Source organism: Delftia sp. WSY_16 (assembly GCF_043104415.1).
Taxonomy (GTDB): Bacteria; Pseudomonadota; Gammaproteobacteria; order Burkholderiales; family Burkholderiaceae_C; genus Comamonas; species Comamonas tsuruhatensis.
On record NZ_JBICKS010000006.1, the window covers coordinates 135,660 to 149,802 of the forward strand.

Sequence of the window (14,143 nt, forward strand, 5' to 3'; positions counted from 1 at the left end):
ACGGAATCAGCCACGGTCGGCCTCCCCTTCGTCCTGGTTCAACAGCTTGCGCAATGCCTCTGCGCTGCCACGCGGGCTGCGCCCCTGTCCATCGGGCTTGAGCGCGCCGCGCAGATCGTCAAGATCATGGACCAGCAGGTGCACACCCACATCCTCGTTCAGCGGGCGGCAGAAGGCATGGATGCTCAGCGCCTCCACGCTCTGGCCGGTGAATCCCGTCACGGTGCTGGGTTCGTAGTTCACATGCTGGTTGATCAGTGCGATCTCTGCCGATTTGGGGTCGTCGCAGAACAGTTGCAGATAAATATCGGACAGGCGCGTGGCCGTGCCGCGCCAGACGGCGCCGGCCAGGTGGGGACGGAACTCGGCCAGGCGATCCATCCATTGCAGAGCCAGCTCGCGCAGGGCCTGCAGTTCCTGGGGCTGGGTGTCGGCGCAGAACAGGGCGATGTATTCGCGCACAGCCTCTTCCACCAGGTCATTGCCCGGCAGCGCAGTGCGCGAGGGCAGTCCCAGCTGGCGCACAGCGCGGTGCTTGGCAGGCCCCCATTCCAGACCTTCCTCGACCACGAGGCGGGCCGCAGTCTGGGCAATTTCGGCAGTGGCTTGGTCCATGGCTTTACGATCCGCTGTATCCCTACATATATATAAGAGGCCTTCCCTGCGGATGGCCCCGGGCCATTGTGACCCAAGCCGCGGCAACGCCGGCCGCTGACGGGCTTTGCATGTTCCCGCCAGCGCCTTGCACCGGCGATTTCGCAACCTTGTGTTTCCGGGACCCGGTGCCTGCTGGGCCGCAAGCTCCTGTTTTTGCAGGCCAGCCATCCCGGACATGGCGGCAACCGTAGAATGCCCGGCCATGCACATACATATTCTGGGCATCTGCGGCACCTTCATGGGCGGACTGGCCGCGCTGGCGCGCGAGGCTGGGCACCGCGTCACAGGCTGCGACGCCGGCGTCTACCCGCCGATGAGCGATCAGCTGCGTGCACTGGGCATCGAGCTGATCGAGGGCTACGGCGCCGACCAGATGACCCTGCAACCCGACATGTATGTCGTAGGCAACGTGGTCAGCCGCGCGCGCCTGCCCGACGGCAGCCCCAAGTTCCCGCTGATGGAGGCAATCCTCGAAAGCGGCGCTCCCTACACCAGCGGGCCGCAATGGCTTTGCGAACATGTGCTGCACCATCCGTCCTGCCCGCGCCATGTGCTGGCCGTGGCCGGCACGCATGGCAAGACGACCACGACGTCGATGCTGGCCTGGATTCTCGAATGCGCAGGCCTGGCCCCGGGCTTTCTGGTCGGCGGCGTGCCGCTGGACTTCGGCGTCTCGGCCCGCCTGGGTGCATCCAGGCGCCCGACGCCAGGCGAGGGCCCGGCCGGCGCGGAGCCCGTCTTCGTCATCGAGGCCGATGAATACGACACGGCCTTCTTCGACAAGCGCAGCAAGTTCGTGCACTACCGCCCGCGCACGGCCGTGCTCAACAACCTGGAGTTCGATCACGCCGACATTTTCGAGGATCTCGGTGCCATCGAACGCCAGTTCCACCATCTGGTGCGCACCGTCCCTGCTTCGGGTCGGCTTGTTGTCAACGGTATCGAGGAAAGCATCACCCGCGTGCTGCACCAGGGCTGCTGGAGCGAGGTTTCCAGCTTCGGGGCGGTGGTCAGCGACTTCAGCGCAGAGGGCGATCCGAGCGCCTTCGACGTGCTGCACCGTGGCCGCAAGGTGGCCCGCCTGGAATGGGCGCTGACCGGGGAACACAACCAGCTCAACGCGCTGGCCGCCATTGCGGCAGCCGAGCACGTGGGCGTGACGCCGGCACAGGCCTGCGAGGCGCTGGCGCGCTTTCAGAACGTCAAGCGACGCATGGAGCTGCGCGGCATGGCGGGCGGCGTATCCGTCTACGACGACTTCGCCCACCACCCCACGGCCATACGCACCACGCTGGACGGCCTGCGCCGCAAACTCGGCAGCCAGGCACGCATCCTTGCGGTGTTCGAGCCGCGCAGCAACACCATGAAGCTGGGCACCATGAAGTCGCAACTGCCCTGGTCCCTGGAAAGCGCCGATCTGGTGTTCTGCCACACGGCCGGCCTGGACTGGGACGCCGCCGAGGCGCTGCATCCCCTGGGCGTAGGCCCTGGCCGCAAGGCGCAGGTGGCAGGCGACATGGACACGCTGATCGGACAGATCCTCGCAGCAGCCCGGCCGGGCGACCAGGTGGTGTGCATGAGCAACGGCGGCTTCGGCGGCATACACCCCAAGCTGCTGGCCGCCCTGCAGGCCGCAGGCTGAACAAAGCGCAAGCAAGCCCCACCCCAATGAAAGAAGCCCGGGACATGCCCGGGCTTCTTTCATGTGCCTTCGCCTGTCAGCCGTCAGTAGCTGATGGACATGGCGGGCACGTCGACACGGATCAGCGGCTTGGACAGCACGGCCTGGGCTGCAACGGCATAGCTGTTGCGCCACTGCTCGTCGTCGAACAGCCCGGCACGCGAACGCGCCGCGCGCGCCACCACCACCAGCTTGTCGGCCAGCAGTACCTTGCCGCTGGCACGCAGGGGTTCGCAGTCCATGGAGATGAACTGCTGGTCCAGCCAATGCCGTCCTTCATCGGAACTCATGGGGGTGAGCCCGTTGGTGTCCGTGCGGTACTCTTTTCCGGCATCCAACACCACAATCACTTCGCTGCGCATGGAACTCCTCTCGTCATTACTGGATACAACCCCGTGCCTGCTCGCGCGGACAGGGCCGTTACTCATACCGCGAGCTTAACCGCAAGCGCCTTTTCCACACCCCGGGCAAGCTGACATGGCGCAAGCGCCGCAGCCTGGGGCTGGCACTGCCAGCAGCAGGTGTTTCATGGCGGCACGGCGCCCGCTTCAAGGTGCAAACGTACAATCGCCTGCAGATTGGACCCCGAATCTTCATCAACCGCATCGCATGACGACCGACACCACACACCAGAAACTGCTTGACCAGCTGCAGCAGCTCGAAGATGAGCTGCGCGGCCAGAGCCTCTGGTCGGCCGTGGCGCCAAGCCCCGAGGCCATGGCGTCGACCATGCCCTTCATGTACGACACGCTCAAGCTGCAGCAATGGCTGCAGTGGGTTTTCCTGCCCCGGCTGCGTGCCGTGATCGAGGCCGGCGGCCAGCTGCCCTGCCAAAGCCACGTGCATCCGCTGGCCGAACATGAGTGGAGCCAGCCCGTGGAATTCGACAAGCGCCAGTTGCTGGCCCTGCTGCAGGGCATAGACGACACGCTGAACCAGTGCGGTCTGACTCCGCCGGACGCCACATCGTCTCACTGACCACGGAGCGGCCAGGCACGAAAAACGGGGCGCAGACGCCCCGTTTTCTTTTGCGCCTCAGGCAGCCACCAAGGCTGCTGCCGCCTCGGTCTGCTTGACGCGGCGCTGCAGCACGGCGTCGGACAGCTCGGCCAGCGTGGCCAGGGAATCATCCCAGCCCAGGCAGGCGTCGGTAATGCTCTGGCCGTAGGTCAGGGCAGCCACTTCGTCCTTGCCGGGCGTGAACTTCTGGGCGCCGCCCACGAGATGGCCTTCGATCATCACGCCGAACACGCTGCGCGAGCCGCCGCTGATCTGTCCGGCGATGTCGCGGGCCACGTCCTTCTGGCGCTCATGCTGCTTGGAGCTGTTGGCGTGACTGCAGTCGACCATCAGCGTGGGCGTCAGGCCCGCCTTTTCCAGATCCTCGCAGGCAGCGGCCACGTTGGCAGCGTCGTAGTTGGGAGTCTTGCCGCCGCGCAGGATGACGTGGCAATCCTGGTTGCCCGCCGTGTTCACGATGGCAACCTGGCCATTCTTGTGCACCGACAGGAAGTGGTGGCCACGGCTGGCCGACTGGATGGCGTCGGTGGCGATGCGGATGTTGCCGTCCGTGCCGTTCTTGAAGCCGATGGGCGCCGAGATGCCCGAGGCCAGTTCACGGTGGACCTGGCTTTCCGTGGTGCGCGCACCGATGGCGCCCCAGCTGATCAGATCGGCGATGTACTGGGGAGAGATCACGTCCAGGAACTCGCTGGCGGCCGGCACGCCCAGGCGGTTGATGTCGATCAGCAGTTGCCGCGCAATGCGCAGGCCCTCGTCGATGCGGTAGCTCTGGTCCAGGTAGGGATCGTTGATCAGCCCCTTCCAGCCCACGGTGGTGCGCGGCTTTTCGAAGTACACGCGCATCACGATCTCCAGCGTGTCCTTGTACTGCTCGCGTATGGGCGCCAGGCGGCGCGCGTACTCGATGGCGGCCGCCGGATCGTGGATGGAGCAGGGGCCGACGATGACCAGCAGGCGGTCATCCTCGCCAGCCATGATGTTGTGGATGGTGCGGCGGGTATCGCCGATCAGGGTTTCGACGGCCGTACCGCGGATGGGGAAGAAGCGAATGAGGTGCTCGGGAGGGGGCAACACGGTGATGTCCTTGATACGTGCGTCGTCGGTTTGGCCAGTCTTTTGGGAACCGCCGCGATACCAGGAATCGGCGAGGGAAGCTTGATGAGCAGTCATTGCTTGCTTTCGTGAGGAAAGATGGATCGTGGAAAACGGAGCGAAGAATCGTGAGGGGAAAAACAAAAAACCGCCGGGCTCTGCAGCTTCGGCGGTTCTGAGGGAGGTTTGTTCGGGTGCGCGCGCTTACCTCTCTTCCGCCGGGGAGGAGAACCAAAAGTAAAAGTAGAAGGAGGTACGGGCTTGCATGGGAACTGAATGTAGCACAGTCATTTTTCGCAGTGCAACATGGCCATGGCAGCACGGGGGGCGCACTTCACAGTGCCACAGAGAGAAACCTCAAAATCCTCCACGCACTTAAACTGCTTTTTTAACCGTTCAACGCAAAAATATTTCGTCATCACGGATAAAAACACGATGGCATGCAGTTTTCTTGCATTCACCTTTGAAAACGTGCAAACCCCAGAAAATGACGCTTCCGCGCATCGCGGCAGGCCCGCCTCAACGCCGCAGCAAGGAGTCGCGCAGCCTGCGCAGTGCTCGGCGCAGGGCGCCCCAGGGACGCCAGCGACGCGTCCGGTACCAAGGCTGCATTGCGGCGGCATCGAACCCGCCGGCCACAGCGGCGGATTCCGCAAACATGTCTATCAACAGGCATGCATCTCCCAGCAGGCGCCAGCCCAGACGCTCGCAGCGGCGGAAATGCTCAGGCTCCTGGGCATCGCCCACCAGCACGGACTGCTGCCAGGCGTGCACGACCTCCCTGAATCCCTTGAGCAGGCGCTGGTAGGCGGGAAATTCGTAGAGGGCGTGCCATACCGCCCCCAGCGTGGTGAGGAAGTGCTGGTGGTCCAGCACGGCCAGGTCGAGTTGCTGTATGGCCTCTTCCACGGCAGGGCGTGCACTGCCCGCATAGCGCACGCGCACGGCCTCGTCCAGCGCAACGGCCAACAAGGCCAGTTGCTGGTGCATGGGCTGCAGATCGCCCACGATCAACTCGTTCAGCCAGACGCGGTTCAGCCGCGACTCGCCGGCCCAGGTGCGCCAGTGTTCCGGCAGGCTGCGCAGGGGATGGGCAGAAGTCTGCAGGCCTGGCCGGGAAGGAAAGGAAAGCTGGGTCATGGAATCGGCGCCGGGCGGCGCCCACGGAGCGCGGCGGGCCGCGTCAGGCAGGACAGAGGACCCGCCCCCTGCAATGCAGGGCGCGGGCATGCGACGGTCAGGCCGTGCCGCCCACCGTCAGGCCGTCGATGCGCAGCGTAGGCTGACCCACGCCCACGGGCACGCTCTGGCCTTCCTTGCCGCAGGTGCCCACACCGCTGTCCAGGCGCATGTCGTTGCCGATCATGGTGATGTGCTTGAGCGATTCCGGGCCGCTGCCCACGATGGTCGCGCCCTTGACGGGGTACTGGATCTTGCCGTTCTCGACCCAATAGGCCTCGCTGGCAGAGAACACGAACTTGCCGCTGGTGATGTCGACCTGACCGCCGCCGAAGTTGGTGGCGTACAGGCCCTTCTTGATCGAGGCCACGATTTCCTGCGGATCCTTGTCGCCACCTAGCATGTAGGTGTTGGTCATGCGCGGCATGGGGATGTGGGCATAGCTTTCGCGGCGGCCGTTGCCCGTGGGCTTGACGCCCATCAGGCGGGCGTTCATTGCGTCCTGGATGTAGCCCTTGAGGATGCCGTCCTCGATCAGCACATTGCTCTGGCTGGTGCAGCCCTCGTCATCGACGTTGAGCGAACCGCGGCGATCGGCCAGCGTGCCGTCGTCCAGCACGGTGACGCCCTTGGCCGCCACGCGCTGGCCGATGCGGCCGCTGAAGGCGCTGGCGCCCTTGCGGTTGAAGTCGCCTTCCAGGCCGTGGCCCACGGCTTCGTGCAGCAGCACGCCGGGCCAGCCGGGGCCAAGCACCACGGTCATTTCGCCTGCCGGCGCGGGGCGCGACTGCAGGTTGGTGAGGGCCGCGCTCACGGCTTCGTCCACATATTGCGTGATCTGCTCATCGCTGAAATAGGCCAGGCCAAAACGGCCACCACCGCCGGCCGAACCCACTTCGCGCCGACCCTTTTGCTCGGCGATCACGGTGACGGAAAGACGCACCAGCGGCCGCACGTCGGCAGCCAACGTGCCATCGGCGCGGGCGACCAGCACCACGTCGTACTCGCTGGCCAGGCCGGCCATGACCTGGACAACACGCGGGTCCTTGGCGCGGGCCAGGGTTTCGACCTTGCCCAGCAGCTCGACCTTGGCCGTGCTGTCCAGCGTGGCAATGGGATCCAGCCCCGGATACAGCGAGCGGCTTTGCGCGATCTTGGACGCGTTGGCGCGCACGCGCTTGCTCTGGGCCGCGCTCGAGATGGAGCGCACGGTGCGTGCCGCATCCAGCAGGGAGGCTTCGGAAATATCGTCGGAATAGGCAAAGGCCGTCTTCTCGCCGCTGACCGCCCGCACGCCCACACCCTGGTCGATGCTGAAGCTGCCGGTTTTGACGATGCCCTCTTCCAGGCTCCAGCCTTCGGCGCGGGTGTACTGGAAGTAGAGGTCGGCGTCGTCGACCTGGTGGCTGCGGATCTCGGCCAGTGCGCGCGCGAGATGGGTTTCATCGAGCCCGAAGGGCTCAAGCAGCAACTGGCGCGCTGTGGCCAGGCGTTCAATGGTGGGTTCGCGGGAGATCATTCGCCCATTGTAGAGAGCCGGCCATGCCCTCGCCGTGCAACGGGGGCAGCCAACGGTTCATGGGCCTGCAAAAAAGAACGGAATGCCGCCCCACCAGGCTGAGCGGCATTCCGTAGGCATGCATCCGCGTGGATGGCGAACATGCTGGCCCATGTCCGCGCTTGCTTTGTAGCGCGCCTCGGCGTCCGTGGCAAGTGCACGGTCATCCCGCAGACGTTATGGAAACAGGAGCATGCCAGTCTCATGCAGGCTTGGCTTGCTCGCCAAATCATGGAAAGAAACGGAGCTTTCCGGCAGCAGGCATCCAGACTATTTGACATTTGCAGGCGCCTTGGGCGCCGCAAACTGGTGTTCAGAGCGGGCCGCCGCCCTCGCCCGGCAGTTGCCGCTGCGAACGCGCCACCGACATCAGCACCCCCAGCGCCAGCCCCAGCGTGACCATGGCCGTGCCGCCGTAGCTGATGAAGGGAAGCGGCACGCCGACCACGGGCAGGATGCCGCTGACCATGCCCATGTTCACGAAGGCATAGGTGAAGAAGATCATGGCCACGGCCGCCGCCATGAGCCGCGCGAACAGCGTGTTGGCCTGGATGGCGATGGCCAGCCCGCGCCAGACCAGCAGCAGGAAGGAGACGATGATGAACAGGTTGCCGACCAGGCCGAACTCCTCGGAATAGGCGGCGAAGATGAAGTCGGTCGTGCGCTCGGGGATGAACTCCAGGTGGGTTTGCGTGCCTGCCATGAATCCCTTGCCCCAGACGCCACCGGAGCCGATGGCGATCATGCCCTGGATGATGTGGAACCCCTTGCCCAGGGGGTCGCGCGTGGGGTCCAGCAGGGTGCAGACACGGGTCTGCTGGTATTCATGCAGCACGGGCCAGCGCACGCCGTCGGCGCACAGCTGGGGTTCGTACCAGACGATGAGGGTGATGCCGATCACACCGGCCAGCACGGGCGGAACGATGAGCTTCCAGGGCAGGCCCGCGAAGAAGATCACCGACAGGCCGGCCGCCATCACCAGCAGCGAGGTCCCCAGGTCGGGCTGCTTCATGATCAGCCCGACAGGCACCATGAGCAGCACCATGGCGATCACGAAGTCCGTGCCGCGCAGCTGGCCCTCGCGGCGCTGGAACCACCAGGCCAGCATCAGCGGCGTGGCGATCTTCAGCAGCTCGCTGGGCTGGATCACCACACCCACGTTGACCCAGCGCTGAGCCCCCTTCTTGGTGATGCCGAACAGCGCCACCGCCACCAGCAGCGCCACGCCCAGCATGTACAGCGGCACGGCCACCTTCATGAGCTGCTGCGGGGGAATCTGGGCCACGACAAAGAGGATGGCCGCCGCGATCAGCATGTTGCGCCCGTGGTCGGTGAAGCGCGTGCCGTGGTCGAAGCCCGAGGAGTACATGGCGATCAGCCCCGCCGACGCCAGCATGCCCACGAACAGCAGCAACCAGAAGTCAAAGCCCCGCAGCAGCGGGGCAACACGTTGCCAGAGGGAGGGCTTGTCGAATTCGGTCACGGGGATGGTCGGTCGCGGGCACGGGCCGCCATTATCCCGTGGCGCATGCGGCCTAGCCCGGCGCAGGGTTGCCCACGGAGGCGGTTGTCATCCAGCTGTCGGCCCGGGCCTTCCCTGCTGGGCGCCACCCGCCGCAGCGGCCACAATGGGCCATGAGCCGTCCGGGCCGCATCCGGCGCCCGGCCCCAGCAACGCAAAGGAGAGCGCCCGCCATGACCACCACCCATTTGCTGTATCTGCACGGCTTTCGCTCCTCACCCCAATCCACCAAGGCCCGGCGCATGGCCGAACATGTGGCCACGCGCCATCCCCATGTGCGCTGGTGGAGCCCGCAATTGCCGCCATCCCCGCGCGAGGCGGCCGCCTTGATTGCCGACGGCATAGGCAGCTGGCCGCGAGAGACCATGGCCGTGATCGGCTCCTCGCTGGGCGGCTACTACGCCAGCTGGGTGGCCCAGCTGGCGCGCTGCCGCAGCGTGATGATCAACCCGGCCGTGAACCCGGCGCGCGATCTTGAAAAGTACATTGGCGAGCAGACGTCCTGGCACAACCCCGAGGAACGCTTTTTCTTTCGCCGCGAGTACATGGAAGAGCTGCGCGCGCTGGACACGCGCTCCATGACACCGGCCGCGCCCGAGATGCTGCTGGCGGCCGAGGGCGACGAAGTTCTGGACTGGCGCGAGATGAGCGCGCGCTACCCGCATGCGCTGCAGATCATCCAGGAAGGCGGCGATCACGCGCTGAGCAACTTCGAGGAGTACCTGCCCCAGCTCGACGAGTTCCTGAATCTGGCCTGATGCCGCACACGCCTGCGCGGCAGCTGCCAGCCGCAGCGTGGGAGAATATCGGGCTATGCACGCATTGTTTGAAGAAGCCGGCAAGTTCCTGGCCGGCCGCATCCTCTCCGAAGCCGACACCTCCGCCCAGGTGGAACTGGACTCGGGCAAACGGGTCAAGGTCAAGTCCGCCAACATCCTGCTCAAGTTCGACAAGCCGGCGCCTGCCGAGCTGATCGCCCAGGGCCAGGCAATGGCCGCCCAGATCGATCTGGACCTGGCCTGGGAATTCGCCCCCGAGGAAGAATTCGGCTTCGCCGACCTGGCACGCGACTATTTCTCGGACAATGCCACGCTGGCCCAGCAGGCCGGCGCGCTGTTTCGCATCTACGAGGCGCCGCACTACTTTCGCCGCGCCGGCAAGGGCCGCTTCAAGAAGGCGCCGGCCGAAATCCTGCAGCAGGCGCTGGCCGGCATAGAGAAGAAAAAGCAGATCCAGGCCCAGATCACGGCCTGGGCCGAGCAGCTGGGCGCTGGCGAATGCCCCGGCCCCATACGCGAACAGCTCTACAAGATCCTGTTCCGCCCCGACAAGAACGCCGCCGAATACAAGGCCGTGGTCGAGGCCAGCCGCGCCACGCGCCTGGCACCGCTGGATCTGCTGCACAGGGCCGGCGCCATTGAATCGGCCTACGAATTCCACTGGAAGCGCTTCCTCTTCGACCACTTCCCCAAGGGCACGCAATTTCCGCCACTGGAGGCGCCCCAGCCTCCGGCAGAGCTGCCGCTGGCCGATGTCCAGGCGTTTTCCATCGACGACTCGGCCACCACCGAGATCGACGACGCGCTGTCGGTGCGCGGCCTGGGCACGGGCACGGTCACCGTGGGCATCCACATCGCGGCCCCCGGCCTGGCCATCGTGCCGGGCACGCCGCTGGACCAGCTCGGCCGCTCGCGCCTGTCCACTGTCTACATGCCCGGCTACAAGATCACCATGCTGCCCAACGAGGTGGTGCAGATCTACACGCTGGACGAAGGCCGCGCCAACCCCGCCGTGTCGCTGTACGTCACCGTGGACGAGACCACGCTGGAAACCACGGCCAGCGAGACGCGCCTGGAACGCGTGCCCGTGCAGGTCAACTTCCGCCATGACAAGCTGGACCACATCGTCACCGAGCAGTGGCTGGCCGACCCGTCCATCGAGGTCGAGGGCACGCCCGAAGTGCTGCAGGGCAAGCGCGCCGAACTGACGTTCCTGCAGCGCTGGGCCAAGCACCTGAAGGCCGGGCGCGAACTGGTGCGGGGCAAGCCCGAGAACTTCAACCGTCCCGACTACAACTTCCGCCTGGTGGGCAACGGCAGCGCCGAGCCCCGCGGCAACGAGCAGGTCGAGATCACCGTGCGCAAGCGCGGCGCACCGCTGGACCTGATCGTGGCAGAGGCCGCCATCGTGGCCAACAGCACCTGGGGCGGCTGGATGGCCGATCTGGGCGTGCCCGGCATCTACCGCAGCCAGGCCAGCCTGGCCCCCGGCATCAAGGTGCGCATGTCCACCAAGGCGCTCCCCCACGCGGGCATCGGCGTCAAGAGCTATGCCTGGGCCACCTCGCCGCTGCGCCGCTATGTGGACCTGGTCAACCAGTGGCAGATCATTGCCTGCGCGCGCCACGGCAAGACCGCCGCACTGGCCGCGCCGTTCAAGCCCAAGGATGCCGAGCTGTTCGGCATCATCAGCAGCTTTGACGGCGCCTACAGCGCCTACAACGGCTACCAGGCAGGCATGGAGCGCTTCTGGACGCTCAAGTACCTGCAGCAGAACGCCATCACCGAGCTGACGGCCACCGTCATCAAGGAAGGCATGGGCGGCGGCCTGCTGGTGCGCGCCGACGACCTGCCGCTGGTCTTCCCCGTGCTGGGCGTCACCGGCCTGCCGCGCGGTGCCCATGTGCGCGTGCGCCTGGGCGAGATCGACGAGATCGCGCTCGATGTCTCGGGCACGCTGATCGAGCGCCTGGACAGCGACGCCGCCGCTGCCGACGATGGAGCGGAGGACGACGAGGAGGCCGTGGCCGGCCCCATCGCCATCGCCGTGGACATGAACGAGACCGACGGCACGCCCGCGGCCGATCCTGCCCAGCCCTGATCTGCCCGCGCCCCAGCCTCGCATCCAAGCCACTGCCTTAGATCTGACGTGAAACTGCCTACCGCCTTCCGTTCCCTGAGTACGCTGCAGTTGGCACTGGGTGTCTCCATTGCCCTGCATGCCGGGTTGCTCTCGTTCCGGTTCATCGATCCGGAACGCTTCGACCGCGTGTTCCAGGACACGCCGCTGGAAGTCATCCTGGTCAATGCCCGCGCCAACGAGCAGCCCGACAAGGCGCAGGCCATCGCGCAGACCTCGCTGGCCGGCGGCGGCGAAGCCGACAAGGGCCGGGCCTCCAGCCCCATGCCCTACTCGGCGCTCACCGCCGTGGGCGACGACTTCGAGGAACGCCAGCGCCAGATCGACTCCATGCAGGAGCAGCAGACCGTCTTGCTGACGCAGTTGCGCAAGCAGGTCGCGGCCCTGCCGCCGCTGGACCCGCGCGAGGCGGCAAAGCAGACCAAGGAGCAGCAGGCCCAGCAGGAAAAGCGCCAGCAACTGGTCAAGCTGCTGGCCGAGATCGAAAAACGCATCAACGAAGAAAACGCCCGCCCCAAGAAGCGCTATATCAGCCCGTCCACGCGCGAGGCCGTCTACGCCATCTACTACGACGGCCTGCGCCGCAAGGTCGAGGACAAGGGCACGGAGAACTTTCCCGAGCAGGCCGGCAAGAAGCTCTATGGCGAGCTGGTCATGATCCTCACCGTCAACCACGACGGCCGCGTGCTGTCCACCGAGATCGTGCAGGGCTCGGGCAACCGCCTGCTGGACACCCGCGCCGAAGCCATCGCGCGTGCGGCCGGCCCCTTCGGCCACTTCGGCCCCGCCATGCGCGCCAAGGCCGACCAGATCGCCGTGGTCTCGCGCTTCAAGTTCACGCGTGAGCAGACGCTGCAGACCACGGTCCAGTAGCCCAGTAGCGCCCCGCCCTCTTCGCACTCCATTTTTTCGACATGACTTCCGTTGCCGCCACCTCCTCCGACCGCTACTGCGTCATGGGCAACCCCGTCGCGCACAGCCGTTCGCCCTGGATCCATGCCCGCTTTGCCGAACTGTGCGGGCAGGACCTGCGCTACGAGCGCCAGCATGTGGAGCTGGATGGCTTTGCCGAGGCCGTGCGCGCCTTCGTCACGGCAGGCGGACGCGGCTGCAATGTCACCGTACCCTTCAAGCTGGAAGCCGCACAGCTGGCCACCACCTCCAGCGAGCGCGTGCAACTGGCCGGCGCCGCCAACACCCTGGTGCTGGCGGCGGACGGCATCCATGCCGACAACACCGACGGCCTGGGCCTGGTGGCCGACATCGTGCGCAATGCGGGCGTGCCGCTGGCCGGGCGCGACCTGCTGCTGCTGGGCGCGGGTGGCGCCGCAGCCGGCGCACTGGGCTCGCTGCTTGCCGAGCGCCCGCGCCGCATCGCCGTGGTCAACCGCACCTTCGAGCGCGCCCAGGCCCTGGTGCAGCGCCATGCCGCCATTGCCGCGCAACATGGCGTGGAACTGGTGGCGCTGGAGCAGCAGGCCGTGGATGAGGATTTCGACGTGGTCATCAACGCCACCGCCAGCAGCCTGGCCGGTGCCGAGGTGCCCGTGCCGGCCCGCGTGCTGCGCACTGGCAGCCTGGCCTACGACATGATGTACGGCCCCGCGGGCCAGGGCTTCATGCAGTGGGCCGAACAGCACGGCGCCACGGCCCGCGACGGGCTGGGCATGCTGGTGGAGCAGGCGGCCGAATCGTTTGCGCTGTGGCGCGGCGTGCGCCCGCCCTCGGCCCAGGTGCTGAACGAGCTGCGCGCCCATATTGCTCAAGGCGGCTGAGCGCTTCATGAAATCCCTGGCACGCGCCCTGCTGCTGGTGCTGTGCGCCGGCCTGCTGCTGCAGCTGTTCTTCGTGCTGCGCATTGCGCTGATGGTGGTGGTCGATCCCGAGTCCACAGCCTTCCAGCGCTCCGAAGCCTGGCAGATGCTGCGCAGCTCCGAAGGCCTGCACTGGAGCCAGCAATGGCTGCCCTATGACCGCATCGCGCCCACGCTCAAGCGCGCCGTCATTGCCTCCGAAGACGACAGCTTCACCGAACACCACGGGGTGCAATGGGAAGCCATCGAGAAAGCCTGGCAGCGCAACCAGCGCGCCGAAGCCCGGGCCATGAAGGCCGACAACGGCAAGGCGCCCAAGATCTATGGCGGCTCCACCATCACGCAGCAGCTGGCCAAGAACCTGCTGCTGTCGGGCGAACGCAGCCTGCTGCGCAAGGGGCAGGAACTGGTGCTGACCCAGCTGCTGGAACTGATGCTGAGCAAGCAGCGCATCCTGGAGATCTACCTCAACAGCGTGGAATGGGGCCAGGGCGTGTTCGGCGCCGAGGCGGCCGCTCGCCACTACTTTCGCAAGAGCGCCTCCCAGCTCAGCGCCGCCGAGGCCGCGCGCCTGGCCGTGATGCTGCCCCAGCCCAAGCGCTTCGAGAAGCTGCCCAACTCCGGCTATCTGCTGCAGCGCACGCGCACGGTCATGCAGAGAATGCCCAGCGCCGTCGTCCCCTGAACAGCTACATTCA

General features: G+C 66.3%; 13 protein-coding genes. 7 read left to right on the forward strand and 6 right to left on the reverse strand.

Going from position 1 to position 14,143, the window contains the following annotated elements; genetic code table 11:
* Window positions 1-6 precede the first annotated feature (6 nt).
* Entirely contained in the window at window positions 7-615 is a 609-nt protein-coding gene (locus ACF8O7_RS05440) for a hypothetical protein (protein ID WP_016448010.1), read from the reverse strand.
* 244 nt (window positions 616-859) lie between these two features.
* Between ACF8O7_RS05440 and mpl the strand changes: the two genes are divergently transcribed.
* Entirely contained in the window at window positions 860-2,299 is a 1,440-nt protein-coding gene (gene mpl, locus ACF8O7_RS05445; protein WP_074922743.1) for a UDP-N-acetylmuramate:L-alanyl-gamma-D-glutamyl-meso-diaminopimelate ligase, read from the forward strand.
* A gap of 83 nt (window positions 2,300-2,382) precedes the next feature.
* On the opposite strand, the gene ACF8O7_RS05450 is transcribed toward mpl, so the two are convergent.
* On the reverse strand, window positions 2,383-2,700 hold the full coding sequence (locus ACF8O7_RS05450; RefSeq protein ID WP_016448012.1) for a hypothetical protein: 318 nt from the start codon (window positions 2,698-2,700) through the stop codon (window positions 2,383-2,385).
* Window positions 2,701-2,947: 247 nt separating this feature from the next.
* On the opposite strand from ACF8O7_RS05450, the gene ACF8O7_RS05455 reads away from it, so the two are divergent.
* Window positions 2,948-3,316: a YqcC family protein gene (locus tag ACF8O7_RS05455; protein ID WP_016453140.1), complete on the forward strand. Its 369-nt coding sequence runs from the start codon at window positions 2,948-2,950 to the stop codon at window positions 3,314-3,316.
* A gap of 57 nt (window positions 3,317-3,373) precedes the next feature.
* On the opposite strand, the gene ACF8O7_RS05460 is transcribed toward ACF8O7_RS05455, so the two are convergent.
* The 4 genes from ACF8O7_RS05460 to rodA form a co-directional block, all read right to left on the reverse strand.
* On the reverse strand, window positions 3,374-4,531 hold the full coding sequence (locus ACF8O7_RS05460; protein ID WP_016453139.1) for a 3-deoxy-7-phosphoheptulonate synthase: 1,158 nt from the start codon (window positions 4,529-4,531) through the stop codon (window positions 3,374-3,376).
* A gap of 441 nt (window positions 4,532-4,972) precedes the next feature.
* Entirely contained in the window at window positions 4,973-5,593 is a 621-nt protein-coding gene (locus ACF8O7_RS05465; protein ID WP_312840213.1) for a hypothetical protein, read from the reverse strand.
* Between the two features lie 97 nt (window positions 5,594-5,690).
* Window positions 5,691-7,151, reverse strand: coding sequence for a metalloprotease TldD (gene tldD, locus ACF8O7_RS05470; RefSeq protein WP_016448016.1), 1,461 nt, complete (start codon window positions 7,149-7,151; stop codon window positions 5,691-5,693).
* Window positions 7,152-7,503: 352 nt separating this feature from the next.
* Complete coding sequence (gene rodA / locus ACF8O7_RS05475; RefSeq protein WP_016448017.1) at window positions 7,504-8,673, reverse strand: rod shape-determining protein RodA; 1,170 nt, start codon at window positions 8,671-8,673, stop codon at window positions 7,504-7,506.
* A gap of 212 nt (window positions 8,674-8,885) precedes the next feature.
* Between rodA and ACF8O7_RS05480 the strand changes: the two genes are divergently transcribed.
* The 5 genes from ACF8O7_RS05480 to mtgA are packed head-to-tail and all read left to right on the forward strand — an operon-like array spanning window position 8,886 to window position 14,130.
* Window positions 8,886-9,470 carry a YqiA/YcfP family alpha/beta fold hydrolase gene (locus ACF8O7_RS05480; RefSeq protein WP_016448018.1) on the forward strand — a complete coding sequence of 195 codons (585 nt, stop codon included), beginning with the start codon at window positions 8,886-8,888 and terminating at the stop codon, window positions 9,468-9,470.
* A 55-nt stretch (window positions 9,471-9,525) separates the two neighbouring features.
* The gene (locus tag ACF8O7_RS05485) at window positions 9,526-11,592 is read left to right on the forward strand and encodes a ribonuclease catalytic domain-containing protein (protein ID WP_126312869.1); all 2,067 of its coding nucleotides are present in this window, start codon (window positions 9,526-9,528) and stop codon (window positions 11,590-11,592) included.
* Between the two features lie 48 nt (window positions 11,593-11,640).
* Entirely contained in the window at window positions 11,641-12,504 is an 864-nt protein-coding gene (locus ACF8O7_RS05490) for an energy transducer TonB (RefSeq protein WP_016448020.1), read from the forward strand.
* Between the two features lie 41 nt (window positions 12,505-12,545).
* Window positions 12,546-13,406 carry a shikimate dehydrogenase gene (gene aroE / locus ACF8O7_RS05495; protein ID WP_126312868.1) on the forward strand — a complete coding sequence of 287 codons (861 nt, stop codon included), beginning with the start codon at window positions 12,546-12,548 and terminating at the stop codon, window positions 13,404-13,406.
* A 7-nt stretch (window positions 13,407-13,413) separates the two neighbouring features.
* Complete coding sequence (mtgA, locus tag ACF8O7_RS05500; protein WP_016448022.1) at window positions 13,414-14,130, forward strand: monofunctional biosynthetic peptidoglycan transglycosylase; 717 nt, start codon at window positions 13,414-13,416, stop codon at window positions 14,128-14,130.
* Window positions 14,131-14,143 lie beyond the last annotated feature (13 nt).